Genomic DNA, 25,600 nt, shown 5'->3' with positions numbered 1-25,600 from the left:
ATATAAAAATATTAACAACGAAACCTGCCCCGTATCGGTCCCGATGAAGAAGATCCGCCAACGCAACCTGCAACTGATCCTCGACGCCGCCTGCGAAGTCTTCGCCGACTGCGGCTTCAGCGCCGCCCGGCTCAGCGACGTCGCCGAGCGCGCCGGCGTGGCGAAGGCCAACGTGCTCTATTACTACCGCTCCAAGGCGCAACTCTACGAGGCGGTGCTGGACAGCATCGTCGAGCCTCTGCTGGAAGCCTCCCGGCCATTCGCCGGTGACCAGCCGCCCGCCGAGGCGCTACGCGCCTACGTCGACAACAAGATGCGCATCGGCGCCGAGCGGCCGCACGCGGCCAGGGTCTTCTCCTGCGAGATCATGCGCGGCGCGCCGCGCATGCCGGCGGCGCTGCTGGAACGCCTCGACGCCCAGGCGGAACGCAACGCCGAGCGCATCCGCCAGTGGATCGACGAAGGCCTGCTGGCGCCGCTGGATCCGTACCACCTGCTGCTCAACCTGTGGGCGATGACCGAGTCCTATGCCCTTGGCGGCTGGCAACTGGCGCGCCTCACCGGCCAGGCCGGGCTGGACGCGAGCGACTACCGGCAGGCGGCGGAAAACATCGTCCGCCTGGTCTGCGCCGGCTGCCTGGCACTCCCCGGCGAGGCCGCGCCGCGTCGGCGTTTCCGCGCGCTGGCCGGCTGAGCAACTTGCGCCAGATCAATTTCCGCGTAGCGCTATATTCCAAAAGCCATAGCGAACCCCTAAGCTTGCGCCAGCCCCGTCCGCCAACTTCGTTCGCCCCCCACAGGAGCACTCCATGACCACCCGCCTGCCCCAGCTGTTGCTCGCCCTCCTCGCCAGCGCCGTATCCCTGGCCGCCAGCGCCGACGAGGTGCAGGTCGCCGTCGCGGCCAACTTCACCGCGCCGATCCAGGCCATCGCCAAGGAATTCGAGAAAGACACCGGGCACAGGCTGGTCGCCGCCTACGGCGCCACCGGCCAGTTCTATACGCAGATCAAGAACGGCGCGCCGTTCCAGGTGTTCCTCTCCGCCGACGACAGCACTCCGGCGAAACTGGAGCAGGAAGGCGAGGTCGTGCCCGGCTCGCGCTTCACCTATGCCATCGGCACCCTGGCACTCTGGTCGCCCAAGGCCGGCTACGTCGACGCCAAGGGCGAGGTGCTGAAGAGCGGTAGCTTCAGGCACCTGTCCATCGCCAACCCGAAGACCGCGCCCTACGGCCTCGCCGCCACCCAGGCGATGGACAAGCTCGGCCTCGCCGCCACGCTCGGGCCGAAGCTGGTGGAAGGCCAGAACATCAGCCAGGCCTACCAGTTCGTTTCCAGCGGCAACGCCGAACTGGGCTTCGTCGCCCTGTCGCAGATCTACAAGGATGGTAAAGTCGCAACCGGCTCGGCCTGGATCGTTCCCGCCGAGCTGCACGACCCGATCCGCCAGGACGCGGTCATCCTCAACAAAGGCAAGGACAACGCCGCCGCCAAGGCCCTGGTCGACTACCTGAAGGGCGCCAAGGCCGCCGCGCTGATCAAGTCCTACGGCTACGAACTCTAAGGCGGGACCTGCATGGCGTTGCCACTCGACAGTACGGACCTGGCGGCCATCTGGCTGACCATCGAGCTGGCTTCGCTCACCACCCTCCTCCTGCTGCTGATCGGCACGCCCATCGCCTGGTGGCTGGCGCGCACCCGCTCCTGGCTGAAGGGGCCGATCGGCGCGGTGGTGGCCCTGCCGCTGGTGCTGCCGCCGACGGTGATCGGCTTCTACCTGCTGGTCAGCATGGGTCCCAACGGTTTCATCGGCCAGCTCACCCAGAGCCTCGGTCTCGGCACCCTGCCCTTCACCTTCGCCGGCCTGGTGGTCGGCTCGGTGTTCTACTCGCTGCCCTTCGTCGTGCAACCGTTGCAGAACGCCTTCGAGGCGATCGGCGAAAAACCGCTGGAGGCTGCCGCGACCCTGCGCGCGAGCCCCGTCGACCGTTTCTTCAGCGTGGTCCTGCCGCTGGCCCGGCCGGGTTTCGTCACCGCCGCGATCCTCGGCTTCGCCCATACCGTCGGCGAGTTCGGCGTGGTGCTGATGATCGGCGGCAACATCCCGGAGAAAACCCGCGTGGTCTCGGTGCAGATATTCGATCACGTCGAAGCCATGGAATACGCCCAGGCCCACTGGCTGGCCGGCGGCATGGTGGCGTTCTCCTTCGTCGTCCTCCTCGCCCTCTATTCGGGCCGGCGCCGCCGGCCGGGCTGGGCCTGAGATGGACGGCCTGCGCCTGCGCTTCCGCCGCGCCTACCCCGGCTTCGAACTGGACATCGACCTGGCTCTTCCCGGTCGTGGCGTGACCGCTCTGTTCGGCCATTCAGGCTCCGGCAAGAGCACTTGCCTGCGCTGTATCGCCGGCCTGGAAAAGGCCGCCGAGGGCGAGGTGACGATCAACGGCGAGACCTGGCAGGACAGCCGCCGCAACCTCTTCGTCGCGCCCCACCGACGTGCCCTCGGCTACGTGTTCCAGGATGCCAACCTGTTCCGCCACCTGACGGTGCGGCGCAACCTGGCCTTCGGTCTCAAGCGCATCGCCGCCGCCGAACGCCGCGTCGAGCTGGAACAGGCCTGCGCCCTGCTGGGCATCGAGCACTTGCTGGAACGCATGCCGGAACGCCTCTCCGGCGGCGAGCAGCAACGCGTCGGCATCGCCCGGGCCCTGCTCACCAGCCCGCGCCTGCTGCTGATGGACGAGCCGCTGGCATCCCTCGACCTGAAGCGCAAGGGCGAGATCCTGCCCTATCTCGAACGCCTGCACGAGGAACTGGACATCCCGGTGCTCTATGTCAGCCACTCGCCGGACGAAGTGGCGCGCCTGGCCGATCACCTGGTGCTGCTGGAGAACGGCAAGGTCCGCGCCAGCGGGCCGATCGGCGAAACCCTGGCGCGAGTCGACCTGCCGCTGGCGCTGGACGACGACGCCGGTGTGGTGATCGAGGGCACGGTCAGCGACCACGAGCCGGCCTACGGCCTGCTGACCCTGGTCCTGCCCGGCAGCGCGCTGCAAATGCGCGTCGCCCACGCCCCGCTGGCCCCCGGCAAGCGCCTGCGCTTCAAGGTACAGGCGCGCGACGTCAGCCTGAACCTGCGCGACGACGCCCAGAGCAGCATCCTCAACCGCCTGCCGGTACGGGTTCTGGAATTGGTCGATACCGACACCGCGGCCCACGTACTGGTGCGCCTGGATGCCGGCGGCAATCCGCTGCTGGCGCGGATCACCCGTTACTCGCGGGACCAGTTGCAACTACGACCCGGCCAGCTGTTGTGGGCGCAGATCAAGTCGGTGGCGGTGCTCGCCTGACCCCGGCCTCGCCTGCGGCGCCTAGACCCTGGGCCAACGGTAGCGGATCAGCCGGCCCATCCGCCGCAGGAAGGCGAAGCCGTTGTAGATCGGCAGCATCAGCCGCGACGACTGCGGCAGCTTGGCAACGTCCTGCGGGTCGTAGTCGGTGACCTCCTCGATGAAGCGCAGGGCCGGATGCCACCGCTCGAGTTCGCGCGGGTCGTCGATGCTCCAGTGCACCTGCGCCCCGGTCTCGCGCAGCGGCGGATACAGGCGCAGCAGCATGATGCCGAGGCGGCCGTAGCCGTCGAACAGCAGCTCGCCGCTACCCAGGTGGTCGACCAGGCGTTCCACCAGGCGTCGCACCTGGGACTCCCGCAGATAAGGCATCAGCCCCTCGGCCAGGACCAGGGCGGGCCGCTCGCGCGGCACCCCTTGCAGCCAGCCGTCGTCGTCCACCGAGTGGCGCAGCGCCCGATAGGCGCCGGCGCGCGGCGGGTAGAGTCGCTCGCGCAGGTCCATGACTTCCGGGTAGTCGAGGTCGAACCAGGGCAGCTCGGCCGGCGGATCGACCCGGTAGATACGGCTGTCCAGGCCGCAACCGAGGTTGAGCACCTGCCCCTCGGGATGGCGGCCGAGGAAGTCGCGGCAGGCCTGGTCGAAGTAATGCGAGCGCATGGCCAGGGCCCGTTCGTTGCCCTTGCCGAGGGCGACCCTGGAGAAGTCGAAGTCGATCTGCCGCACCGCCTCCTCGGCGAAACGGTCATGGAGGATGGAATCGTCCAGGCGGCTATCCAGCGCCTTGGCGTAGAGGGTGATCAGGAGCGTCTGCTTTTCTCCGGTGAGGGTGATGCGGTGGCCGGGCATGAAAACCTCCTGCGGGCACGCGTGCCTCTTCAGTCCTTGCCGAAAACATCGCTATGCTTCGGCAATGATTGCCCTGGAGTCACGAATGAAAGCCAACTCCGATGAACTGCAAAGCTTCGTCAGTGTAGTCGACAGCGGTTCCATCAGCGCCGCCGCGGAACAGATGGGACTGACCGCCTCGGCCGTCAGCCGGACCCTCTCGCGCCTCGAGCACAAGCTCGGCACCACCCTGCTCAACCGCACCACCCGGCGCATGGAGCTGACCGAGGAAGGCCGCTACTTCCTCGATCAGGCACGGCAGATCCTGCAGCAGATGGAGGCGCTCGAGGAACGCCTGGCCCTGCGCCGGCAGAGCCCCGCCGGGCGCCTGCGGATCAACGCCGCCTCGCCCTTCATGCTGCACGCGGTGGTGCCGCACATCGGCGAGTTCCGCCGGCTGTACCCGAACATCCAGCTCGAACTCAACACCAACGACCTGATCATCGACCTGTTGGAGCAACGCACCGACGTGGCGATCCGCATCGGCGCGCTCAGCGACTCCACCCTGCACGCGCGGCCGCTGGGCGCCAGCCGCCTGCACATCCTCGCCAGCCCGGAGTACCTGGCCCGCCACGGCATGCCGACGAGCATCGAGGGGCTGCGAGGGCACACCCTGCTCGGCTTCACCCAGCCCGAGCACCTCAACCGCTGGCCGGTGGTGCACGCCGACGGCGATCGCCTGGAGATCCAGCCGGATATCTCTGCCTCCAGCGGCGAGACCCTCCGCCAGCTGGCCCTGAGCCACCAGGGGATCGCCTGCCTGGCCAGCTTCATGACCGACCGCGATATCCAGGACGGGCGCCTGGTGCCGCTGTTCGCCGAACAGATGAGCGAATACCGGCAACCGATCCACGCCGTCTACTACCGCAACTCGCAACTGGCGCTGCGCATCCAGTGCTTCCTCGACTTCATCCAGCAGCGCCTGGGCGCCTGAGACCGACCGTGAACGAATCCCTCGACTTCTCGCCCTACCTCGAGCGCTGGGCGTTGCAACCCGACGGCGAGCCCTTCGCCACCCACAGCAGCCGCCTGCTGCCGGTGCGCCATCGCGGCGCAGCGGCGATGCTGAAGATATCCAGTGCCGAGGAAGAGCGTTTCGGCCACGTACTGCTCAACTGGTGGGACGGCCAGGGCGCGGCCAGGGTGCTGGCCTACGACCACCAGGCGCTGCTGATGGAGCGTGCCACCGGCGGGCGCTCGCTGCTGGAGATGGTCAAGCGCGGCGACGACGACGAGGCTACGCGTATCCTCTGCCAGGCCATCGAACGCATCCATGCCCCGCGCCCGGGTCCGTTGCCGGAACTGACCCCGCTGGAGCGCTGGTTCGACTCGCTGTATGCCGCCGAGCGCCGCTACGGCGGGCTCTACGTCGACTGCGCGAACGCCGCCCGCTACCTGCTGGAGACCGCTCGCGAACAGCGCCCGCTGCATGGCGACATCCACCACGGCAATGTGCTCGACTTCGGCGAGCGCGGCTGGCAAGTCATCGACCCCAAGCGGCTCTACGGCGAGCGCGGCTACGACTACGCCAACCTGTTCACCAATCCCGACGCGAAGACCGCCCAGGCGCCCGGCCGTTTCGAGCGCCAGCTGGAGATCGTCGTCGCCGCCAGCGGCCTGCAACGCCGCCGCCTGCTGCTGTGGATCCTGGCCTGGACCGGACTCTCGGCGGCCTGGTTCGACGAGGACGGCAGCCGCGAGGAGACCGACGCCGAGCTGGCCATCGCCCGCCTGGCCCTCGCCAGCCTGTCTCGCGAAGGCTGATCAGAAGCGCCAGAACGCGCGGGTGCACAGCACCAGTACGGTGAGAATCTCTAGCCGACCAAGCAGCATGCCGAGGGTCAGCAGCCACTTGGCCATGTCCGGCAGGCTGGAAAAGTTTCCCGCCGGTCCGATAATCGGCCCGAGCCCGGGCCCGACGTTGCACACGGCGGTCGCGGCACCGGTGAACGCGGAGACCCAGTCGAGGCCGAGCATGGTCAACCCCAGTGCGATCACGCCGATGGTGATGGTGAAGAAGAAGGAAAAGGTGATCAGCGAGCGGACGATTTCCTCGTCCAGCGGATGGCCGTTGTAGCTTTGCCGGATGGTCGCCCGCGGATGCACGAGGTTCTGCAGGTTGGCCCTGAGCAACACGAAGGCCACCTGGAAGCGGAAGATCTTCAACCCGCCGGCGGTGGAGCCCGAGCAACCGCCGACGAAGGTGAGGTAGAAGAACAGCATGACCGCGAAGGTTCCCCAGGTGGTGTAGTCGGTCAGGGCGAAACCGGTGGTGGTCACCACCGACGTCACATTGACCGCCACCAGGCGCAGCGCATCCCACCAGCCGTAATCGGAATTCAGCCAGAGCCAGAAGGCGAAAACCAGCCAGGTCACCGCCAGGAAGCCGATGAAGCCATGCACCTGGTGGTCCTTGAGCAAGGCCAGGCGATGGCCGCGCAGGGTCGCGACATAGAGGGTGAACGGCAGGCTGCCGAGGATCATGAACAACACGGCGACCCAGTGCACCGCCGGTTGCGGCCAGTGCGCGAGGGAAGCGTCGGAGGTGGAGAAGCCGCCCGTGGAGATGGCGGCCATCGAATGGTTGAACGCCTCGAAGGGGGTCATGCCCGCCCACCAGAAGCACAGCACGCCCAGCAGCGTAAGCGCAACGTAGACGCCGAGGATGTACTTGGCCGCCATGTGCGAGCGTGGCATCACCTTCTCGCCCCAGTCGGAGGATTCGGTCTGGAACAGGCGCATGCCGCCGACACGCAGCAGCGGCAGGATCGCCACCGCCATGCCGATGAAACCGATGCCGCCGAGCCAGTGCAACAACGAGCGCCAGATGAGGATGCCCGGCGACATCTGGTCCAGCCCGCTGAACACGGTGGAGCCAGTGGTGGTGATGCCCGACATGGTCTCGAAGAACGCATCGGTGTAGCTGATGTGCCGAGCCATCACCATCGGCAGCGCGGCGAAGGCGCAGACCACCACCCAACTGGCGGTGGTCAGGAAATACATGTGCCGGGCACGAAAATGCACGTGAGCCGGCCGTCCCGGCAAGACCAGCGCGAGGCCGGCAGCCGCGGTGAGCAGGCTCGACCAGAGGAAGGCGTCGAAATCGTCGTAGCGCTGGAAGAGCGCCAGCGTCAGCATCGGGATCAGCATGCTGGCCGCCAGGGTGACCAGGAAAAGCCCGAGGATGAATCCCACCAGGCGGAGCAGGGAAAAGCTCATTCCGTAACGACCTGTTTCAGCAGAGGCGGACAGCCGCGTATTCTAGCCGCCCACGGGGCGGCTTCGGAACCATCTCAGGGGATCGCCTATCCCAGGAATCGAAGGTTCTCTGTTCGCTGACACCGTTCCATTGTCAAATAGGCGTCTCGCGCCCCCTACCAGTAAGGAAACCCAAACATGGCCGGAGCCAGCCTCCTCACCCTCCTCGACGATATCGCCGCGGTGCTCGACGACGTCTCGCTGATGACCAAGGTCGCCGCGAAGAAGACCGCCGGCGTTCTCGGCGACGACCTGGCGCTGAACGCCCAGCAGGTCACCGGGGTCAACGCCGACCGCGAACTGCCGGTGGTCTGGGCGGTGGCCAAGGGCTCGCTGCGGAACAAGGCGATCCTCGTTCCCGCCGCCCTGCTGATCAGCGCCTTCGCGCCCTGGGCGGTGATCCCGCTGCTGATGCTCGGCGGCGCCTACCTGTGCTTCGAGGGCTTCGAGAAGATCGCCCACAAGTACCTGCCCCATGACGACGAGCACGCCGACGAGGCAGCGCTGGCGGCCAATGTCGACGTGGCTGCCCTGGAAAAGCAGAAGATCGGCGGCGCGATCCGTACCGACTTCATCCTCTCCGCGGAAATCATCGCCATCACCCTCGGTACCGTCGCCGAATCCAGCTTCACCACCCAGGTGCTGGTGCTGGTCGGCATCGCCCTGGTGATGACCATCGGCGTCTACGGCCTGGTCGCCGGCATCGTCAAGCTGGACGACGCCGGCCTCTATCTGTCCAAGCGCGACAGCGGCTTCGCCCAAGGGCTCGGCGGCGCCATCCTGCGCACCGCGCCGTACCTGATGAAAGGCCTGTCGGTGGTCGGCATGGCGGCGATGTTCATGGTCGGCGGCGGCATCCTCACCCACGGTATCCCGGTGGTGCACCACGCCATCGAACAGGCCGCGCAGAGCGTCGCCGGCATCGCCACGCTGGGCCCGTTGCTGGCGGCGATCACCCCAACCCTGCTGAACTTCCTGTTCGGCATCGTCGCCGGCGCCGTGGTGCTGGCGGGGGTGCTGCTGGTCAAGCGCCTGCTGCCGAAGAAGAAAAAGACTGGCTGAGCCTGCCATCGCCGGCAGCACCATCGCGGAGGGCGGATAGCCGCCCTGGCGCACATCCCACGAAGCGGTTGTGCGCCCTGCCCCGGAAGTCCCCCTCCGTTTCAATTCAATAATTTTGCACTGTAATAGCAACATTATTCGTTGGAGACGAATAAAGCTCCCCTCCTAGAATGTCCACCAGTGCCATGAGCCGTCTGTTCCGAGCCTTCCAGACGAAGATCCGACCTCCGCACTCCATCGACCCGGCAACGGGATACCCAGAAAAATACCGATAACCCAACGAGGACCCGAGGGTCGCGCCTGCTCGCCAGCCGGCCGGACCCCGGGGCCCGGCGTGCCAGCGACCATGAACGATACGGATAGCAGAAAAGATCCGGACGGCTACAACTACGACGTCGTCCGCCAGTTCACCCTGATGACCCTGGTCTGGGGCATCCTCGGCATGGGCCTGGGGGTGTTCATCGCCGCCCAGTTGGTCTGGCCGGCGCTCAACCTCGACCTGCCCTGGACCAGCTTCGGCCGCATCCGCCCGATCCACACCAGCCTGGTGATCTTCGCCTTCGGCGGCAGCGCGTTGTTCGCCACCTCCTTCTACGTGGTGCAGCGCACCAGCGGCGTGCGGCTGATTTCCGACGTCCTGGCGCGCTTCGTGTTCTGGGGCTGGCAGGCGGCGATCGTGGGGATGATCGTCAGCTACCCGCTGGGCTACACCACCTCCAAGGAATACGCCGAGATGGAATGGCCACTGACGCTGTGGATGGCCATCGTCTGGGTGGTCTATGCCTACCTGTTCTTCGGCACCATCGCCCGCCGCAAGGTGAAGCACATCTACGTCGGCAACTGGTTCTACGGCGCCTTCATCATCGTCACCGCGATGGTCCATATCGTGAACCACGCATTGCTGCCGGTGAGCCTGGGCAAGTCCTACTCGGCCTATTCCGGCGCCACCGACGCGATGATCCAGTGGTGGTACGGGCACAGTGTGGTCGGCTTCATCCTCTCGGTCGGCTTCCTCGGCATGATGTACTACTTCGTGCCCAAGCAGGCCGGGCGACCGATCTACTCCTATCGCCTGTCCATCGTGCATTTCTGGGCGATCATCTCGATCTACATCTGGGCCGGTCCGCACCACCTGCACTACACCGCGCTGCCGGACTGGGCGCAGTCGCTGGGCATGGTGATGTCGCTGATCCTCCTGGCACCAAGCTGGGGCGGCATGATCAACGGCATGATGACCCTCTCCGGGGCCTGGCATAAGTTGCGCGACGACCCGATCCTGCGCTTCCTGGTGGTGTCCCTGGCGTTCTACGGCATGTCCACCTTCGAAGGCCCGATGATGGCGATCAAGACGGTCAACTCGCTGTCCCACTACACCGACTGGACCATCGGCCACGTGCACGCCGGCGCCCTCGGCTGGGTGGCGATGATCTCCATCGGCACGCTCTACCACATGATCCCGAAACTCTGGGGCCGCGAGCGGATGCACAGCGTCGGCCTGATCAACGCGCACTTCTGGCTGGCCACCATCGGCACCGTGCTGTACATCGCCTCGATGTGGGTCAATGGCATCACCCAGGGCCTGATGTGGCGGGCGATCAACGAGGACGGCACGCTCACCTACTCGTTCGTCGAGGCGCTGGTGGCCAGCCATCCGGGCTACGTGGTGCGCCTGCTCGGCGGCGCCACCTTCGCCAGCGGCATGCTGCTGATGGCCTACAACACCTGGCGGACCCTGCGCAGCGCGCAGGAGCAGCGGCAGCCGGTCCTGGCGGCCGGCCAGGGGGCCTGAACATGCTGTTGTCCCTGCTGTGCCTCTCCACCCTGGTGCTTGGCCTCGCGCTCAGCCTCACCGGCAGTACCCGCGAGGAACGCGAGCAGACCGCCCTGCTGCCGTTCGCCGACGATCCCGAGGCCGCCCGCCGGGTCGCCCGGGATACCGGCAAGATCTGCCGGCAGGTGGTCCGCCCCCTCGAGGAATCCCGCGAGGCCGCCGGCCCGCCGTTCCTCGCCTGAACCGACTCCATCATCCAGGGATGGATGCCTCCAGCACGAAAGTGCCTTGCGGGGCCGGCAACGGCCCCTTTCTTTCGCTTCGAAGAGTTCCATGAACGACTCCCCCAGCACCGCCGTACGCACCTGGCTGAAAGGCTTCCGCCCCCTGACCCTGAACGCTCGACCGCGCGACTGCCTGCGCGCCGGACTCGGTGCCTGCATCGGCGCGCTCGCCGCGGTATTCGCCTGCCAGGCGTTGTTCGGCAGCGAACTGGCGCTGCGCCTGGCAGCGCCGCTGGGCGCATCCGCCGTACTACTGTTCGCCCTCGCCTCCAGCCCCCTGGCGCAACCCTGGTCGATGCTCGGCGGCAACCTGGTCGCCGCCCTGGCCGGCGGCCTCAGCGCCTACTGGTTCGGGCACGAACTGGCCCCGGCCCTGGTCGGCATGGCCCTCGGCATGCTGCTGATGTTCGCCCTGCGCTGCCTGCATCCGCCGAGCTGCGCGCTGGCCCTGAGCGTGGCCCTCAACCCATCCCTGAGCGAACTCGGCATCGACGTGGTCTGGCCGATCCTGCTCTCCACCCTGGTGCTGATCGGCTGCGCGCTGCTCTACAACAACCTGATGCGCTCTCCCTACCCGCGCCCCTACCAGCCGCCGCGGGCCAATCTCCATGGCACCCGCGACCTGGCGCCGAGCGCGCGGACGGACTTCTCCGCCCGGGACCTGGACCAGGCGCTGCAAGACTTCGGCGAATACGTCGACATCACCCGCGACGACCTCGAGCGACTGATCCACCATACCGAGCGCTACGCCTTGCGCCGGCGCATGGGCGAGCTGACCGCGGCACGAATCATGTCCCGCGACGTGCAGACCGCCAGCACCGAGACCTTCATCGACGACGCCTGGAAGCAGTTGCAGGAACACCGCCTGAAGGCCCTGCCGGTGCTCGACGAGCATCGGCGGCTGGCCGGCATCGTCACCCAGAGCGACCTGCTCAAGCACTTCCGCCCCGACGGCAGCCCGTTCAAGCGCCTGCGCTTCCTGCGCGGGACCAAGCTGAAGACGATCATGACCACCCCGGTGGTCTGCGTACAGGCCGACACCCACGCCGTCGAGCTGGTCTCGCTGCTATCCGACGAAGGCCTGCACTGCCTGCCGGTGCTCAACGAAGCCGGCTACCTGGTCGGCATCGTCAGCCAGACCGACCTGATCGCCGCGCTCTACCGCAACTGGCTGCAGCACCTGGGCCAGGCCGATCAGATCACGTAGTCCCAGCGCTGCGACCAGTCGCTGTCCTCGCGGACCATTTCGCGCAACAACTGGAACGCATGGCGCAGGGTCGGCGACAGGCGCTCGCGGGAGTACACCAGGTAGGTCGGGTAGGCGAACTCCGGCGCCTGCTCGACCCGTTGCAGGGTGCCGCGATCCAGGTAGCTGCTCACCACCCGGGTACGAAAATAGCCGCTACCGCCGTTCTGCATGATGTACTGCAGGGCCAGCGGCCCGAGGTTGCAGGCCAGCGCGGCCTTGGCCCGGTCCGGCAGCGCGGCATCGTGCTGGCTGCGGAAATCCGGGCCCCAGTCGACATACAGATAAGGCTCCGCGGATAGCACGGAACGCACCATCACCAGCTTCTCCTCCAGCAACTGCTCGACCTGCAGCCCTGGCCAGTATTCCGGCTGGTAGACCAGCGCGGCGTCCAGCGCGCCCTGCTCCAGTTGCTTGAGCAGGTCGGCGCCCTGGCCGATCTCGACCCGCACGGCGTGGCCGGGAATCGCCTCGCGCAGGCGCCGCATCCAGTTCAGCAGCAACGGATTGCACAGACTGAGCTCGCCACCGAGGTTGAGCAGGTTGCGGAAGCCGTCCGGCAGCGGCAGGTCGCGTCGCGCCGCATCCCAGGTCTGCACCAGTTGGCTGGCGTAGCCGAGGAAGTGTTCGCCGTCGGCGGTCAGGCGCGCGCCCGCGCGGTTGCGCACGAACAGCCGGCAGCCGAGTTGCCCTTCGAGGTTCTGGATGCGCGCGGTGACGGCCGTCTGGGTCAAGTGCAGGCGTTCCGCGGCAGCGACGAAACTACCGCTGCGGGCGATCTCCAGGAAGGTACGGGCGAGGTCGATATCCATGCGAAGCGGTCCGCTGCCACAGGTGGGCCGCCATTCTAGGCTGTGCAGGCGCGGGCGGCGAGCGCAAGGCGGCCTGGCCGCCCTCTTGGAAATCTGCGACAAAACACCGCGCCTAACCGCTTCGGCACGCCTAAACCCTTCGAAAAAGCGACAACCTGTTGCGCAAACGCGCCACGCCGTGACTTTTTCGCTTTCGAAAGCATCAGTTAGCGTGACCGAACACGGTGGAGCCGGGAAGCGCCACCCATGTTCCACACAGACATGAACGAGAGAGACCGACTCCCATGAACGCTACGCTCCGTTTCAACGAGGCTTTGCTGATCACCGGGCGCGCCTTCCAGCCATACCAGTGCGTTGCCTGGTCCGAGCTAGGCAGTGACGGCGGCCTGAGCCTGTCCGTAGTCGATCGCACCGGCACCCGCCTGCTGGGCCGTGCGCGCATTCCGAGCTCCGCCTACTCCGATCCGGAGCAGCTTGCCGGCCTGCTGCAACAGGCACGCGAAGAACTCAGCCACAACGGCTACAACCTGCAGGACTGGAGTATGCCCAGCCAAGGCTGAGCCGCTCCATACGACGAAAGGCGCCCACGGGCGCCTTTTTTCGTTTCCTCTATTCGAGGCGGTCGTGCTGCCGGAACGCCACGCGCACCGCGTTGCGCCCTGCATCCTTGGCCTCGTAGAGCGCGCGATCGGCCTCGCGATAGAGCGCGTCCAGGCCCATGCCTGAGGTCGAATAGGCCACCCCCAGGCTGATGGTCAGGCAGGGGCCGGCGCTGGAGCCCAGGTGCTCGATGCCCAGCGCCTCCACCGCCTGCCGCAGGCGCTCGGCGATGGCCAGGGTGTTGCCCTCCTCGCTGTCGTAGAGCAACACGGCGAACTCCTCCCCGCCCAGGCGCGCGGCGATATCCAGCGGCCGCCGCGCGCCCTGCCGGAGCACGACGCCAAGCTGGCGCAGGGCGGCATCGCCGGCCGGATGCCCGTAGTGGTCGTTGTAGGCCTTGAAGTCGTCGACATCCACCAGGATCAGCGCCACCCCCTTTTCCTCGCGGGCGCCCTGCTCCAGGGCCCGCTGGGCGAGCAGCTCGTGGTAGCGCCGGTTGACCAGGCCGGTGAGGCTGTCCTGTTCGGCCATCATGCCCAGCAGCCGCCGGCCGAGGAACTGCTCGCGCTGGGCGTAGTCCTGCAGGTACAGGGCGAACGAACAGATCAGCACCACCAGGCCGTTGTAGAGCGTATTCAGCAGGTTGGTGCGCAGGTTCTCTTCGCCGCCGAACAGCAGGAATACCGCCAGGTTCAGGGCCAGGCACAGCAACGCCAGGCGCACGCAGGCCCAGAACGCCAGGCCGAGTGGGAAGAACACCGCGAGGATGCCCAGGGTCGCGCCCAGTTGGGTGAAGCGCGGCACCCCATGCCACTCGAACAGCACGTCGCAGGCCAGCACCGCCAGGTTGATCAGCAGCAGGCAGTAGGGGGCGATGGCATCGCCGACCTTGCGCAGGCTGGGCAGGAAGGCCGCCGGCCAGACCACCAGCAGCAGGCCGATCATTCCCAGGCGCACGCCCAGCAGTTGCTCGAACAGGCTGGGGTGCAGGCGGATGTCCACCATCATCCAGTCGGCCACGATGAACAGCGCCCAGATCAGGAACGCCACCCCGATGGCAGCACGCCGCTGCATCAGCGAGTTCCAACTGAGAAACTCGCGAAACTCGTTTTCCAGCTCCTTTTCGAACCGCAACCAACGAAAACCGTTGCGCAACTGGCGCGCATACGGATTATCCGGCAGACCAGCCTGTACCAGGCCGTCGCGTGCAAGCATGCTGACTCCCCTACCTCGGACCGAACGCTGGAACAGGCCTGGACGACAATACCCTGGCGCCTCTACAGCGATGAGTCAAAAAGCCATCACCCGTTACCAGACAATAGGGCATGCGGCGTGCCGAGGCGATACCAGCCATCGGCGCAGCGGGACGCCCCGGCGAGCGAATGGCAAGATCCGTGGGCCAACTGGCATTGCGGCCAGGTCCGAAGGACGCCAGACTGCCGCCATCGCCATGAGGTCATGCCATGCCCGAACCACGCCTGATTGCCTGCCTGATCTATCCCGACGTGATGAGCCTGGACGTGACCGGACCGCTGCAGGTATTCGCCTCGGCCAACGTCGAACGCCAGCGCCAGGGTCTGCCGCCTTTCTACCGGATACAGGTGCTCGGCGAGCGTAGCGAAGCGGTGCCCAGTTCCGCGGGCATCCGCATCTGCGCCGACCTCGCCTGGCGCGACTGTCCGCCGGAAAGCCTGGACACCCTGTTGGTGCCCGGCGGCCTCGGTGTCGAGGCGCAGACCCGCAACGCCGACCTGCTCGCCTGGCTGAAAGCCGCCGAACCGCGCATACGGCGGCTCGGCTCGGTGTGTTCGGGAGCGCTGATCCTGGCCGCCGCCGGGGTTCTCGACGGGCACCCAGCGACCACCCACTGGGCCGACGTGGCGACGCTGCGCCAGGGGTTTCCCGGCGTCCATGTGCAAGGCGACCGCCTGCACACCTACGACCCGCAGTGCCGCGACGGCGACGCCCACATCTTCACCTCGGCCGGCGTCACGGCGGGAATCGACCTGGCCCTGGCGCTGGTCGAGGCCGACCTCGGCCGCAGCCTGGCGCTCAGCGTCGCGCGACGCCTGGTGATGTTCCTCAAGCGTCCTGGCGGCCAGGCCCAGTTCAGCGCCTGGCTGACCCCGGAACCGAGCCGCACCCCGCGCCTGGCCGCGCTGCTGGAGTGGATTCCCGCCAACCTCGCCGGCGACCTGTCCCTGGAAGCCCTCGCCGACCGGGCCTGCATGAGCCCGCGTACGCTGTCCCGGGTATTTCTCCAGGAACTGGGCGTGGCGCCCGGTCGCTACGTCGAGCGGGTTCGCCTGGAGGCCGCGCGCGCCCTGCTGCAGGACGCCCAGGCATCGATCGCCACGGTGTCCCGGCTGTGCGGCTTCGGCCATCCGGAAAACCTCCGGCGGACGTTCCACAAGCATCTTTCGGTCAGCCCCCAGGAATACGCCGAACGCTTCGGCATGCTGGCCTGACGCTCCCACCGAGGACCTTCCCATGCTGGAACTGCGCCCCAACTGCGAGTGCTGCGACCGCGACCTGCCCGGCGACAGCGGCGACGCGCTGATCTGCACCTTCGAGTGCACCTTCTGCCGCGATTGCGCGACGACCCGCCTGGGCGGCCAATGCCCGAACTGCGGCGGCGAACTGCTGGCCCGGCCAAGGCGTCCGCGGGATGCGCTGGTCCGTCAGCCCGCCTCCAGCCGGCGCGTCGTCAGGCCCGGCGGTTGTCCGGAGTGACGCCATGCTGCTACGCAACCCGACCCTGCTCCTGCTGTTCTGCGGCCAGGCCCTGTACTGGTCCTGTTCGCTGATCGGCATAACCCTGACCTCGCTGGTCGGCGTCCAGCTGGCGCCGTTGAACAGCCTGGCCACCCTGCCCCTGGCCCTGCTGGTGCTGGGCAACCTGCTGGCGGTGCAGCCGTTGTCGCACTTCATGCAGCGCCACGGCCGACGTCCCGGGCTGATGCTCGGCGCCGGCGGCGGCGTGCTCGGCGGTGTGGTCTGCGCCGCCGGTGTCTGGACTGGCGATTTCCTCTGGTTCTGTCTCGGCGCGCTGGGCATCGGGGTCTACCAGGCCTCGGCCATGTACTACCGGTTCGCCGCGCTGGAGGCGGTGGATGCCGGGCGGAAAGGCCGCGCCAGCGCCTACGTGCTCGCCGGCGGGGTACTCGCCGCGCTGCTGGCGCCGAGCCTGGCGCTGTGGTCGCGCAACGCGCTGGCCCAGCCCTTCGTCGGCGCCTATCTGCTGATCGCCGCGCTGGCCCTCGCCGGCCTGCTGCTGATGGCCCTGCTCCGCGAAGGCCAAGCGCCGCGCCCGGCACGACTCGCCTGGCGCGACATAGGCGGCCTGTTGCGGCGGCCGGTGGTCCGCGCGGCCATCGCCTGCACCGCGACGGGACACGGGTTGATGATCCTGATCATGAACGCCACGCCGCTGGCCATGAGCTTCTGCGGCCTGCCGCTGGAACAGTCGAGTCGGGTCATCCAGTGGCACGTGCTGGGAATGTTCCTTCCGGCGTTCTTCGCCGGAGCGCTGGTCGACCGCATCGGCAACCGTCGCGTCGCCCTGCTCGGCGCGTTCCTGCTCGCCGCAAGTGCCGGCATCGCCCTGGGTGGACAGTCGGTCATGCATTTTCTGCTCAGTTCGCTGGCCCTGGGCAGCGGCTGGAACCTGATGCTCATCGCCGGCACCACCCTGCTCGGCGAGGGCCACGCCGAAAGCGAGCGCGGCGCCGCACAAGGATTGATGGAGCAAGGCAACAGCCTGGTGGCGGCGCTGATGTCGTTCGGCTCCGGCGCCCTGATCACCAGCCTTGGCTGGAACGCGGTGAACCTGCTGGTCTGGCCGGCGCTGCTGGTGGCGCTGACACTGCTCTGGCCGGTACGGCGAACGCGGACGCTGTCGCGCTGAAACGCCGGCAACGAAAAAGGCGACCTTGCGGTCGCCTCTTCTGCCTTACGGAAACGCCTCAGTAGTAGGCGTTCTCCTTGTTGCTGTGGTCGGTCACGTCGCGCACGCCCTTCAGTTCGGGAATACGCTCGATCAGGGTCTTCTCGACGCCATCCTTGAGGGTCATGTCGACCATCCCGCAGCCCTGGCAACCACCGCCGAAACGCAACACGGCGATGTTGTCCTCGACCACGTCGACCAGGCTCACCTGTCCGCCGTGGCTGGCCAGGCCGGGATTGATCTCGGTCTGCAGGTAGTAGTTGATGCGTTCGGTGATCGGGCTGTCCTCGTTGACCATCGGCACCTTGGCGTTCGGCGCCTTGATGGTCAGCTGGCCGCCCATGCGGTCGGTGGCGTAGTCCACCACCGCGTCTTCGAGGAAGGGCTCGCTGACCGCATCGATCCAGGCAGTGAAGTCCTTCAGGGCGATGGCGGTGTCCTCGACCTTTTCCTCGCCCGGCTTGCAGTAGGCGATGCAGGTTTCCGCGTACTGGGTACCCGGCTGGGTGATGAAGATACGAATGCCGATACCCGGGGTGCTCTGCTTCTCCAGCAACTCGGCCAGATACGCTTGGGCAGCTTCGGTAATGGTGATGGCGCTCATGGCAACTCCTCGCAAATATGCCGACAGTTTACGCCAATCGGTACTTGCGGATAAAGCCCTAGTAAATTAGTAGGAATAATTCGCGATAACCGACCCACCCCTTGCGGAGCGGGTCGCGACACTCAGAGGTTCTCGTAGCGATTCATGTCCAGCGCGCCCGCCTCGACCGGTTCGGTTTCGCGGATGTACGCCTCCAGATCGTGGAAGTAGCTCCAGAACTGCGGATTGCTGCGGCGCACGCCCCAGCGTTCGACCACCTTGTCGAAGTCCTCGCTACTCTTCGCCGCCTCCAGGGCGCCGACGAAGGCCTCGGCATCCGTCGCCGGCAGATCGAACATGAAGTTCGGATAGCTGGACAGCACGCCGGGGTAGATCGTCAGGGTGTCCAGGCCCGGCTGGTAGCGCAGCGACTCGCCGAGCATGAAGGCGACATTGCTGTGCGCGCGGTTGCGCAGCACGGTATAGATCTCGCGCTTGCCGCTGGACGTACGTATCCGCAGCATGGTCGCCTCGGGGAAGCGCTCTATGACCTTGAGGCCGGCCGCCGGCCGGCTGACCAGGCGACTGAAGGCCTGCTCGGCGTCCTGCAGTTCGCGGTCGATGCCCGGTCGATAGCAGTTGCCGTCCAGGCAGCGGTTGATCGGGTCGGGGCGCGCATTGAGGTCGCCGTAGCGACGCAGCAGTTCTTCGGCGAAGGCCTTCTTCGGCTGCTTCTCCGGCAATCCCAGCGCGCTCGGCGTGTCATCGTCGAAGGCCTGGTAGTCCATCCACATCTTCAGCTTGCCGCTGTTCTGGTACCAGTCGTCAAGCAACGGCTGGCGCGCGTCGACCGGCATCAGGCGGAGGAAGTTCTGCTCGGCGCCGTTGCGGATCAGGTCGAAGTACAGACGCGTCTGCGCCTGGTGCGAGACGTTGCCGAAGACATCGAAGTTCACCACCAACCCGTAGTAGGTTCGCTCGAACAGCGGGTAGTCCATCAGCCACAGGGTCTGCGGTACCTCGCCAAGCAGGCCCTTGCGCACCGAGGCGCTGTCGAACTGGCGGAAGATGCTCAGCAGGGCGTTGTCGTTGCCGTGCCAGATCGTGTTCCAGGTCGGCGGTGGCGCGTCGGCGTAGACGTCCTGGCGCAGGTCTTCGTACTCGTTGCGCTTGTCCCGGTAGGCGCTCCACAGGCCGAGCAGGTTCTTCAGCTCGTCGATCTGCCCCGGCAAGGCCAGCAGCGGCTCGCTCTGCGCGCGGAAGTTGGCGTCGGTGACGAACAGGTCCTGCTCGGGGTCCTGGAATACCACCCAGAAGTTGTCGCGGATCACGTCGGTGGCGATCTGTCCACGGCACACCGGCCCGCGGATGAAGGTACGGGTGAAGTACTCGGCGTTGTCCAGCATGAACTGGTAGCGCGCCCGTGGCGGGATCGCGGCGAAGGTGACGAACGGGTTGGCGCGGCTCTGCACGCCGTAGCCGGGAACCTTGTCGGTGTTCCACTGGGTGCCGAAGAACAGCTCCTGGACGCGTTCCAGCTTCTTCGCCGTCAGCGGATAGGTGATGTGCGTCTTGTGGACGATCACGCCCTGGATCGGCCAGAGGCGGTAATAGAAGCTGTTGCCCGGATCGTCGTTGGGACGCCGGGTCGGGATCGGGTCGATCGGCTGGCCGCTGGGCGTGCGTGAACGCACCAGCTGGAAGAAGTGGCCGGGCGCGCCCTGTTCCGGGAAATACAGGTGCGCCAGGAACAGGTGCTCGTAGAGCCAGCGCGAGACCAGGCTCTGCTTGGCCCCAGACTGGTTGAGGAAACGCTCCCAGCTGGCCACCTGGCGCGCCTCGGCGGCGGTCGGCCGCAACGGCTGCTGGTCGACCGGGGCGCCCGCGGCCAGCCACTTCTGCAAAGTGGCGTATTCGTCGTCGCTCAGCCCGGCCACCGCGAAAGGCATGCCGGAACCTGGGTTCTTGCGGATGAACGCATCGATGCTGGCCGGCGTCGGGCACTGGTTGGCGCGGTTGATCGAAATGTCCAGGCCTTCGGGGATCTTCGCATTCGGCTGCAACGGCTGGCTGTGGCCAAGCTCGAGCATCCGCGCCATCAGTGCGGCCTGGCCGTCCTGCGGTTCGAGCACCGACCAGAAGTCCTTGCGCCGCCAGGCGTCGGCACCGTGCGCATCGAGGTACAGGCGGGTGGTTTCCTGCGCCTTGGTCCGCGTGCCGTCGTAGACCGGCAGTTGGTTGGCGCCGCGCTGCGCGCCCTCGGCGCTGCTCAGGTTGAGCTGGCAGGGCGAATCGTAGCAGGCGTGGCAGGCGACGCACTTGGCGGTAAAGATCGGCTGGACGTCACGGCTATAGGAAATTTCAGCAGCAGAAACAGACTGGATAAAAGACGACAAAACGAAGGCCAACCCAACCAACGGTCTTGGCAACATGAACCACTCCTCACTCGGCGACGGGCGATTCTAGCAAACCCGCCTCTCTGCGCCGCACTTTCACAACGGCGGGCGAACTCGCCCCGGGCCTGAGCCGCCATTTCGCCAGCATTCCACCGGCTTCGGCCGCCACGTATGCTAGCCGGGCTCCCAGGCCCGCCCTGGCGATCAAGGACGATGACTTCGAGGAAACAGGGATATGTTTCGACTCGCCGCGCCCCATCCGCGCCCGTTCGCGTGCGCCCCACGTCCCCTCTTCGCCGCTTTCCGCCTGCTGTCGCCAGGCGGCGCTTCCGTTCGCGCCCGGCGCGGCCTGGTCCATCCTTTCGCCGCCCTGGCGGCCCAACGGAGAACCCGCCCCATGAAACTGCTCGCCGGCAGCTTCGCCGCTCTCTTCCTGAGCCTTTCGGCCCAGGCGGCGGACTGTACTTTCACCCAGCTGGAAATCGTGCCCCAGTTCGGCTCGCCGAACATGTTCGGCGGCGAGGACGAGCACGTCCGCGTGATGTTCAGCAACGAGGATCCCAACGACGACAACCCCGATGCCTTTCCCGAACCGCCGGTCTACCTGGCCGACCGCGACAGCGGCAACGATTGCCGCATAGAGGACGGCGGCATCTGGTCGCGCGGCGGCGTGTTCCTGAGCCAGGACGGTCGGCGCGTGCTGATGCATGAATTCAGCGGCTCCAGCGCCGAGCTGGTGTCCTACGACAGCGCCACCTGCAAGGTGGTGCACCGCGAGGACATCTCCGGCCAGCGCTGGGCGGTGGACAAGGACGGGCTGCGCCTGGGAGAGAAATGCTCGGGCGAATCCGTCGACAGCTGCGCGAAGATCGTGAAGCGTTCGCTCACGCCGTTCTGCCAGACCGCAAAGAAATGATCCGGGCCGGAGCGCCCCTTATCGACACGCATAGGTGATACATGGACAGTCTCGATCAATGCATCGTCAACGCCTGCAAGAACAGCTGGGACAAGAGCTACCTGGCCGGCACCCCGAACAAGGACAACTGTTCCGGCTTCGTCCAGTCGGTGGCCGCCGAGCTGGGCGTACCGATGCCCCGCGGCAACGCCAACGCCATGGTCGACGGCCTGGAGCAGAGCTGGACCAAGCTCGCCTCCGGCGCCGAGGCCGCGCAGAAGGCGGCCCAGGGCTTCCTGGTGATCGCCGGCCTGAAGGGCCGCACCTACGGGCACGTCGCGGTGGTCATCAGCGGTCCGCTGTATCGGCAGAAGTACCCGATGTGCTGGTGCGGCAGCATCGCCGGCGCGGTCGGCCAGAGCCAGGGCCTGAAGTCGGTCGGCCAGGTATGGAATCGCACCGACCGCGACCGCCTCAACTACTACGTCTACTCCCTGGCCAGTTGCAGCCTGCCCAGGGCCAGTTGATTCAGGCCGTGCTGCGAATGAGCCAGACTCATTCGCAGCACGATTCCCCACGAGCATCCCGACCCCACTCGCCCGCCCCTTCGCCGCCCGCCTGCGCACTCCGACCTCCGCATTCCGCCCGTATGCTGCGACAAAACGGCGCCAGGGGCTTTTCCGGCCCGCGGATGAACATCTTTCAACTTGAATGAAATTCATGGTCCAGCCACCCCCGGTCGGAAAGCCCCTGCCTTTGTTATGCTTTTCACCTTTCCGCCCACTGACGCCAGGTCCATCCATGTCCAGCCCGCTCACCGATCGCAGCGCCCGCCTGCAAGCCCTCCAGCACGCCCTCAGGGAACGTATCCTGATCCTCGATGGCGGCATGGGCACCATGATCCAGAGCTACAAGCTGGAAGAAGCCGACTACCGCGGCGAGCGCTTCGCCGACTGGCCGAGCGACGTGAAAGGCAACAACGACCTCTTGCTGCTCAGCCGCCCGGACGTGATCCAGGCCATCGAGAAGGCCTACCTCGACGCCGGCGCCGACATCCTCGAGACCAATACCTTCAACGCCACCCAGGTGTCCCAGGCCGACTACGGCATGCAGTCGCTGGCCTACGAACTCAACGTCGAAGGGGCGCGCCTGGCCCGCCAGGTGGCGGACGCGAAGACCGCCGAGACCCCGGACAAGCCGCGCTTCGTCGCCGGCGTGCTCGGCCCGACCAGCCGCACCTGCTCGATTTCCCCGGACGTGAACAACCCCGGCTACCGCAACGTCACCTTCGACGAGCTGGTGGAGAACTACGTCGAGGCGACCCGCGGCCTGATCGAGGGCGGCGCCGACCTGATCCTGATCGAGACCATCTTCGACACCCTCAATGCCAAGGCGGCGATCTTCGCCGTCCAGGGCGTGTTCGAGGAACTCGGCGTGGAGCTGCCGATCATGATCTCCGGGACCATCACCGACGCCTCCGGCCGCACCCTGTCGGGCCAGACCACCGAGGCCTTCTGGAACTCGGTGCGGCATGCCCGGCCGATCTCGGTAGGCCTGAACTGCGCCCTCGGCGCCAAGGAATTGCGGCCGTACATCGAGGAACTGTCGACCAAGGCCGACACCCATGTCTCGGCCCACCCCAACGCCGGCCTGCCGAACGCCTTCGGCGAATACGACGAATCGCCGGCGGAAATGGCCGTGGTGGTCGAGGAATTCGCCGCCGCCGGCTTCCTCAATATCGTCGGCGGCTGCTGCGGCACCACCCCGGCGCACATCGAGGCGATCGCCAAGGCGGTGGCCAAGTACCCGCCGCGGGCCATCCCGGAGATTCCCCGGGCCTGCCGCCTGTCCGGCCTGGAGCCGTTCACCATCGACCGCAGCTCGCTGTTCGTCAACGTCGGCGAGCGCACCAACATCACCGGCTCGGCCAAGTTCGCCCGGCTGATCCGCGAGGAAAACTACGCGGAAGCCCTCGAGGTCGCCCAGCAGCAGGTGGAAGCCGGCGCCCAGGTGATCGACATCAACATGGACGAAGGCATGCTGGACTCGAAGGCGGCCATGGTCACCTTCCTCAACCTGATCGCCTCCGAGCCCGACATCTCGCGCGTGCCGATCATGATCGACTCCTCCAAGTGGGAGGTGATCGAGGCCGGCCTCAAGTGCATCCAGGGCAAGGGCATCGTCAACTCGATCTCGATGAAGGAAGGCGTCGAGGCCTTCAAGCACCATGCCCGCCTGTGCAAGCGCTACGGCGCCGCGGTGGTGGTGATGGCCTTCGACGAGGACGGCCAGGCCGACACCCAGGCGCGCAAGGAAGAAATCTGCAAGCGCTCCTACGACATCCTGGTCGACGAAGTCGGCTTCCCGCCGGAAGACATCATCTTCGACGCGAACATCTTCGCCATCGCCACCGGCATCGAGGAACACAACAACTACGCGGTCGATTTCATCAACGCCTGCGCCTACATCCGCGACCACCTGCCCTACGCCCTCAGCTCGGGCGGGGTGTCCAACGTGTCCTTCTCGTTCCGCGGCAACAACCCGGTACGCGAGGCGATCCACTCGGTGTTCCTCTACTACGCGATCCGCAACGGCCTGACCATGGGCATCGTCAACGCCGGCCAGCTGGAAATCTACGACGAGATCCCGAAGGCGCTGCGCGACCGGGTCGAGGACGTGGTGCTCAACCGCACGCCAGAGGCCACCGAGGCCCTGCTGGCGATCGCCGACGACTACAAGGGCGGCGGCGCGGTCAAGGAGGCCGAGGACGAGGAATGGCGCAGCTACAGCGTCGAGAAGCGCCTCGAGCATGCGCTGGTCAAGGGCATCACCACCTGGATCGTCGAGGACACCGAGGAATGCCGCCAGCAGTGCGCGCGCCCCATCGAGGTCATCGAAGGTCCGCTGATGTCCGGGATGAACGTGGTCGGCGACCTGTTCGGCGCCGGCAAGATGTTCCTCCCGCAGGTGGTCAAGTCCGCGCGAGTGATGAAGCAGGCGGTGGCCCACCTGATTCCCTTCATCGAGGCGGAGAAAGGCGACAAGCCGGAAGCCAAGGGCAAGATCCTGATGGCCACGGTGAAGGGCGACGTGCACGACATCGGCAAGAACATCGTCGGCGTGGTGCTCGGCTGCAACGGCTATGACGTGGTCGACCTCGGCGTGATGGTGCCGGCGGAGAAGATCCTGCAGACCGCCATCGCCGAGAAATGCGACATCATCGGCCTGTCCGGCCTGATCACGCCGTCGCTGGACGAGATGGTCCACGTCGCCAAGGAAATGCAGCGGCAGAATTTCCAGTTGCCGCTGATGATCGGCGGCGCCACCACCTCGAAGGCGCATACCGCGGTGAAGATCGATCCGCAGTACAGCAACGACGCGGTGGTCTACGTCACCGACGCCTCGCGCGCGGTAGGCGTGGCCACCAGCCTGCTGTCCAAGGAGCTGAAGGCCGACTACGTGGCCCGCACCCGCGCCGACTACGCGGTGGTCCGCGAACGCACGGCCAACCGCAGCGCCCGCACCGAGCGGCTGAGCTACGAACAGGCGATCGCCAACAAGCCAGCGTTCGACTGGGCCGGCTACCAGGCGCCGACGCCTTCCTTCACCGGCGTCAGGGTGCTCGACGAGATCGACCTCGCGGTGCTCGCCGAGTACATCGACTGGACGCCGTTCTTCATTTCCTGGGACCTGGCCGGCAAGTACCCGCGCATCCTCACCGACGAGGTGGTCGGCGAGGCCGCCACCTCGTTGTTCAACGACGCCCAGGCGATGCTGAAGAAGCTGATCGACGAGAAGCTGATCAAGGCCCGCGCGGTGTTCGGCTTCTGGCCGGCCAACCAGGTCGAGCACGACGACCTGGAGGTCTACGGCGCCGACGGCGAGACCCTCGCCACCCTGCACCACCTGCGGCAGCAGACGATCAAGCCGGACGGCAAGCCGAACCTGTCGCTGGCCGATTTCGTCGCGCCGAAGGAAAGCGGCGTGCGCGACTACATCGGCGGCTTCATCACCACCGCCGGGATCGGCGCCGAGGAAGTGGCCAAGGCGTACGAAGCCAAGGGCGACGACTACAACAGCATCATGGTCAAGGCGCTCGCCGACCGCCTCGCCGAAGCCTGCGCCGAGTGGCTGCACGAGCGGGTGCGCAAGGAGTACTGGGGCTACGCCCGCGACGAGCACCTCGACAACGAGGCCTTGATCAAGGAGCAATACGTCGGCATCCGCCCGGCACCGGGCTACCCGGCCTGCCCCGACCATACCGAGAAAGGCACCCTGTTCGAACTGCTCGATCCGCAGGGCCTGTCCGGCGTCAGCCTGACCGAGCACTACGCGATGTTCCCGGCCGCGGCGGTCAGCGGTTGGTATTTCGCCCACCCGCAGGCGCAGTACTTCGCGGTCGGCAAGATCGACAAGGACCAGGTGGAACGCTACAGCCAGCGCAAGGGCCAGGAAGCCAGCGTCAGCGAGCGCTGGCTGGCGCCGAACCTTGGCTACGATGACTGACC

At 66.7% G+C, this 25,600-nt stretch carries 23 protein-coding genes; 17 read left to right on the top strand and 6 right to left on the bottom strand.

Annotated features, from left to right (window positions below; all coding sequences use genetic code 11):
* Positions 1–43 precede the first annotated feature (43 nt).
* The 4 genes from VQ065_RS14585 (at position 44) to modC (ending at position 3,351) form a co-directional block, all read left to right on the top strand.
* Positions 44–694 (top strand): TetR/AcrR family transcriptional regulator, encoded by a 651-nt coding sequence (locus VQ065_RS14585; protein ID WP_003088072.1) that lies wholly within the window; start codon positions 44–46, stop codon positions 692–694.
* Between the two features lie 115 nt (positions 695–809).
* Positions 810–1,565, top strand: coding sequence for a molybdate ABC transporter substrate-binding protein (modA, locus tag VQ065_RS14580; RefSeq protein ID WP_003088070.1), 756 nt, complete (start codon positions 810–812; stop codon positions 1,563–1,565).
* A 12-nt stretch (positions 1,566–1,577) separates the two neighbouring features.
* Complete coding sequence (gene modB / locus VQ065_RS14575; RefSeq protein ID WP_003088068.1) at positions 1,578–2,264, top strand: molybdate ABC transporter permease subunit; 687 nt, start codon at positions 1,578–1,580, stop codon at positions 2,262–2,264.
* Position 2,265: 1 nt separating this feature from the next.
* A complete protein-coding gene (gene modC / locus VQ065_RS14570) occupies positions 2,266–3,351 on the top strand; it encodes a molybdenum ABC transporter ATP-binding protein (protein ID WP_003088065.1) in 1,086 nt (361 codons plus the stop codon).
* 21 nt (positions 3,352–3,372) lie between these two features.
* Here modC and VQ065_RS14565 read toward each other — a convergent pair whose 3' ends face one another.
* Complete coding sequence (locus tag VQ065_RS14565; RefSeq protein WP_003088063.1) at positions 3,373–4,200, bottom strand: class I SAM-dependent methyltransferase; 828 nt, start codon at positions 4,198–4,200, stop codon at positions 3,373–3,375.
* An 85-nt stretch (positions 4,201–4,285) separates the two neighbouring features.
* On the opposite strand from VQ065_RS14565, the gene VQ065_RS14560 reads away from it, so the two are divergent.
* Both VQ065_RS14560 and VQ065_RS14555 read left to right on the top strand, forming a co-directional pair.
* The gene (locus VQ065_RS14560; protein WP_003088060.1) at positions 4,286–5,173 is read left to right on the top strand and encodes a LysR family transcriptional regulator; all 888 of its coding nucleotides are present in this window, start codon (positions 4,286–4,288) and stop codon (positions 5,171–5,173) included.
* An 8-nt stretch (positions 5,174–5,181) separates the two neighbouring features.
* Positions 5,182–6,003, top strand: coding sequence for an aminoglycoside phosphotransferase family protein (locus VQ065_RS14555; RefSeq protein ID WP_003088058.1), 822 nt, complete (start codon positions 5,182–5,184; stop codon positions 6,001–6,003).
* On the opposite strand, the gene VQ065_RS14550 is transcribed toward VQ065_RS14555, so the two are convergent.
* Positions 6,004–7,458, bottom strand: a complete 1,455-nt coding sequence (locus tag VQ065_RS14550; protein ID WP_003088056.1) for a TrkH family potassium uptake protein — start codon at positions 7,456–7,458, stop codon at positions 6,004–6,006.
* A 177-nt stretch (positions 7,459–7,635) separates the two neighbouring features.
* Between VQ065_RS14550 and VQ065_RS14545 the strand changes: the two genes are divergently transcribed.
* The 4 genes from VQ065_RS14545 to VQ065_RS14530 all read left to right on the top strand — a co-directional run bounded on the left by VQ065_RS14545 (position 7,636) and on the right by VQ065_RS14530 (position 11,821).
* Positions 7,636–8,559 (top strand): DUF808 domain-containing protein, encoded by a 924-nt coding sequence (locus VQ065_RS14545; RefSeq protein ID WP_003088054.1) that lies wholly within the window; start codon positions 7,636–7,638, stop codon positions 8,557–8,559.
* A gap of 346 nt (positions 8,560–8,905) precedes the next feature.
* Positions 8,906–10,348: a cytochrome-c oxidase, cbb3-type subunit I gene (ccoN, locus tag VQ065_RS14540; protein WP_003088051.1), complete on the top strand. Its 1,443-nt coding sequence runs from the start codon at positions 8,906–8,908 to the stop codon at positions 10,346–10,348.
* A gap of 2 nt (positions 10,349–10,350) precedes the next feature.
* A complete protein-coding gene (locus VQ065_RS14535) occupies positions 10,351–10,572 on the top strand; it encodes a hypothetical protein (RefSeq protein WP_003088050.1) in 222 nt (73 codons plus the stop codon).
* A 91-nt stretch (positions 10,573–10,663) separates the two neighbouring features.
* Entirely contained in the window at positions 10,664–11,821 is a 1,158-nt protein-coding gene (locus tag VQ065_RS14530; protein WP_003088049.1) for a CBS domain-containing protein, read from the top strand.
* Here VQ065_RS14530 and VQ065_RS14525 read toward each other — a convergent pair.
* Positions 11,809–12,672 (bottom strand): LysR family transcriptional regulator, encoded by an 864-nt coding sequence (locus VQ065_RS14525; RefSeq protein WP_003088048.1) that lies wholly within the window; start codon positions 12,670–12,672, stop codon positions 11,809–11,811. The two genes, VQ065_RS14530 and VQ065_RS14525, sit on opposite strands and share 13 nt — an antisense overlap.
* A gap of 284 nt (positions 12,673–12,956) precedes the next feature.
* Here VQ065_RS14525 and VQ065_RS14520 point away from each other — a divergent pair, with 284 nt between their 5' ends.
* Positions 12,957–13,232 (top strand): hypothetical protein, encoded by a 276-nt coding sequence (locus VQ065_RS14520; protein ID WP_003098204.1) that lies wholly within the window; start codon positions 12,957–12,959, stop codon positions 13,230–13,232.
* A 49-nt stretch (positions 13,233–13,281) separates the two neighbouring features.
* Here the strand turns inward: VQ065_RS14520 and VQ065_RS14515 are convergent, their stop codons facing one another.
* Complete coding sequence (locus VQ065_RS14515; RefSeq protein ID WP_340080415.1) at positions 13,282–14,487, bottom strand: GGDEF domain-containing protein; 1,206 nt, start codon at positions 14,485–14,487, stop codon at positions 13,282–13,284.
* A gap of 248 nt (positions 14,488–14,735) precedes the next feature.
* Between VQ065_RS14515 and VQ065_RS14510 the strand changes: the two genes are divergently transcribed.
* Genes VQ065_RS14510 through VQ065_RS14500 form a run of 3 tightly spaced genes read left to right on the top strand, consistent with a single transcriptional unit; the run spans position 14,736 to position 17,179 of the window.
* The gene (locus tag VQ065_RS14510) at positions 14,736–15,740 is read left to right on the top strand and encodes a GlxA family transcriptional regulator (RefSeq protein WP_003088040.1); all 1,005 of its coding nucleotides are present in this window, start codon (positions 14,736–14,738) and stop codon (positions 15,738–15,740) included.
* A 22-nt stretch (positions 15,741–15,762) separates the two neighbouring features.
* Entirely contained in the window at positions 15,763–16,005 is a 243-nt protein-coding gene (locus tag VQ065_RS14505) for a DUF1272 domain-containing protein (RefSeq protein WP_003088038.1), read from the top strand.
* Between the two features lie 4 nt (positions 16,006–16,009).
* Positions 16,010–17,179 (top strand): MFS transporter, encoded by a 1,170-nt coding sequence (locus tag VQ065_RS14500; RefSeq protein WP_003088037.1) that lies wholly within the window; start codon positions 16,010–16,012, stop codon positions 17,177–17,179.
* Positions 17,180–17,237: 58 nt separating this feature from the next.
* On the opposite strand, the gene nfuA is transcribed toward VQ065_RS14500, so the two are convergent.
* Entirely contained in the window at positions 17,238–17,822 is a 585-nt protein-coding gene (gene nfuA / locus VQ065_RS14495) for a Fe-S biogenesis protein NfuA (RefSeq protein ID WP_003088034.1), read from the bottom strand.
* A 122-nt stretch (positions 17,823–17,944) separates the two neighbouring features.
* The gene (locus VQ065_RS14490; RefSeq protein ID WP_003088032.1) at positions 17,945–20,233 is read right to left on the bottom strand and encodes a fatty acid cis/trans isomerase; all 2,289 of its coding nucleotides are present in this window, start codon (positions 20,231–20,233) and stop codon (positions 17,945–17,947) included.
* 361 nt (positions 20,234–20,594) lie between these two features.
* Here VQ065_RS14490 and tsi1 point away from each other — a divergent pair, with 361 nt between their 5' ends.
* From tsi1 to metH, 3 genes are all read left to right on the top strand, one after another.
* The gene (gene tsi1 / locus VQ065_RS14485) at positions 20,595–21,113 is read left to right on the top strand and encodes a type IV secretion system immunity protein Tsi1 (protein ID WP_003088030.1); all 519 of its coding nucleotides are present in this window, start codon (positions 20,595–20,597) and stop codon (positions 21,111–21,113) included.
* Positions 21,114–21,154: 41 nt separating this feature from the next.
* Positions 21,155–21,619 (top strand): type VI secretion system effector peptidoglycanhydrolase Tse1, encoded by a 465-nt coding sequence (gene tse1 / locus VQ065_RS14480; protein WP_003088027.1) that lies wholly within the window; start codon positions 21,155–21,157, stop codon positions 21,617–21,619.
* Between the two features lie 274 nt (positions 21,620–21,893).
* On the top strand, positions 21,894–25,598 hold the full coding sequence (metH, locus tag VQ065_RS14475; protein WP_003088025.1) for a methionine synthase: 3,705 nt from the start codon (positions 21,894–21,896) through the stop codon (positions 25,596–25,598).
* Positions 25,599–25,600 lie beyond the last annotated feature (2 nt).

The sequence above is a fragment of the Pseudomonas sp. KBN10P06128 genome, from assembly GCF_037574945.1.
In the GTDB taxonomy this organism is placed as follows: domain Bacteria; phylum Pseudomonadota; class Gammaproteobacteria; order Pseudomonadales; family Pseudomonadaceae; genus Pseudomonas; species Pseudomonas aeruginosa.
The sequence above is the reverse complement of the archived record's forward strand: the minus strand, read 5'-3'. Positions and strand labels throughout refer to the sequence as shown.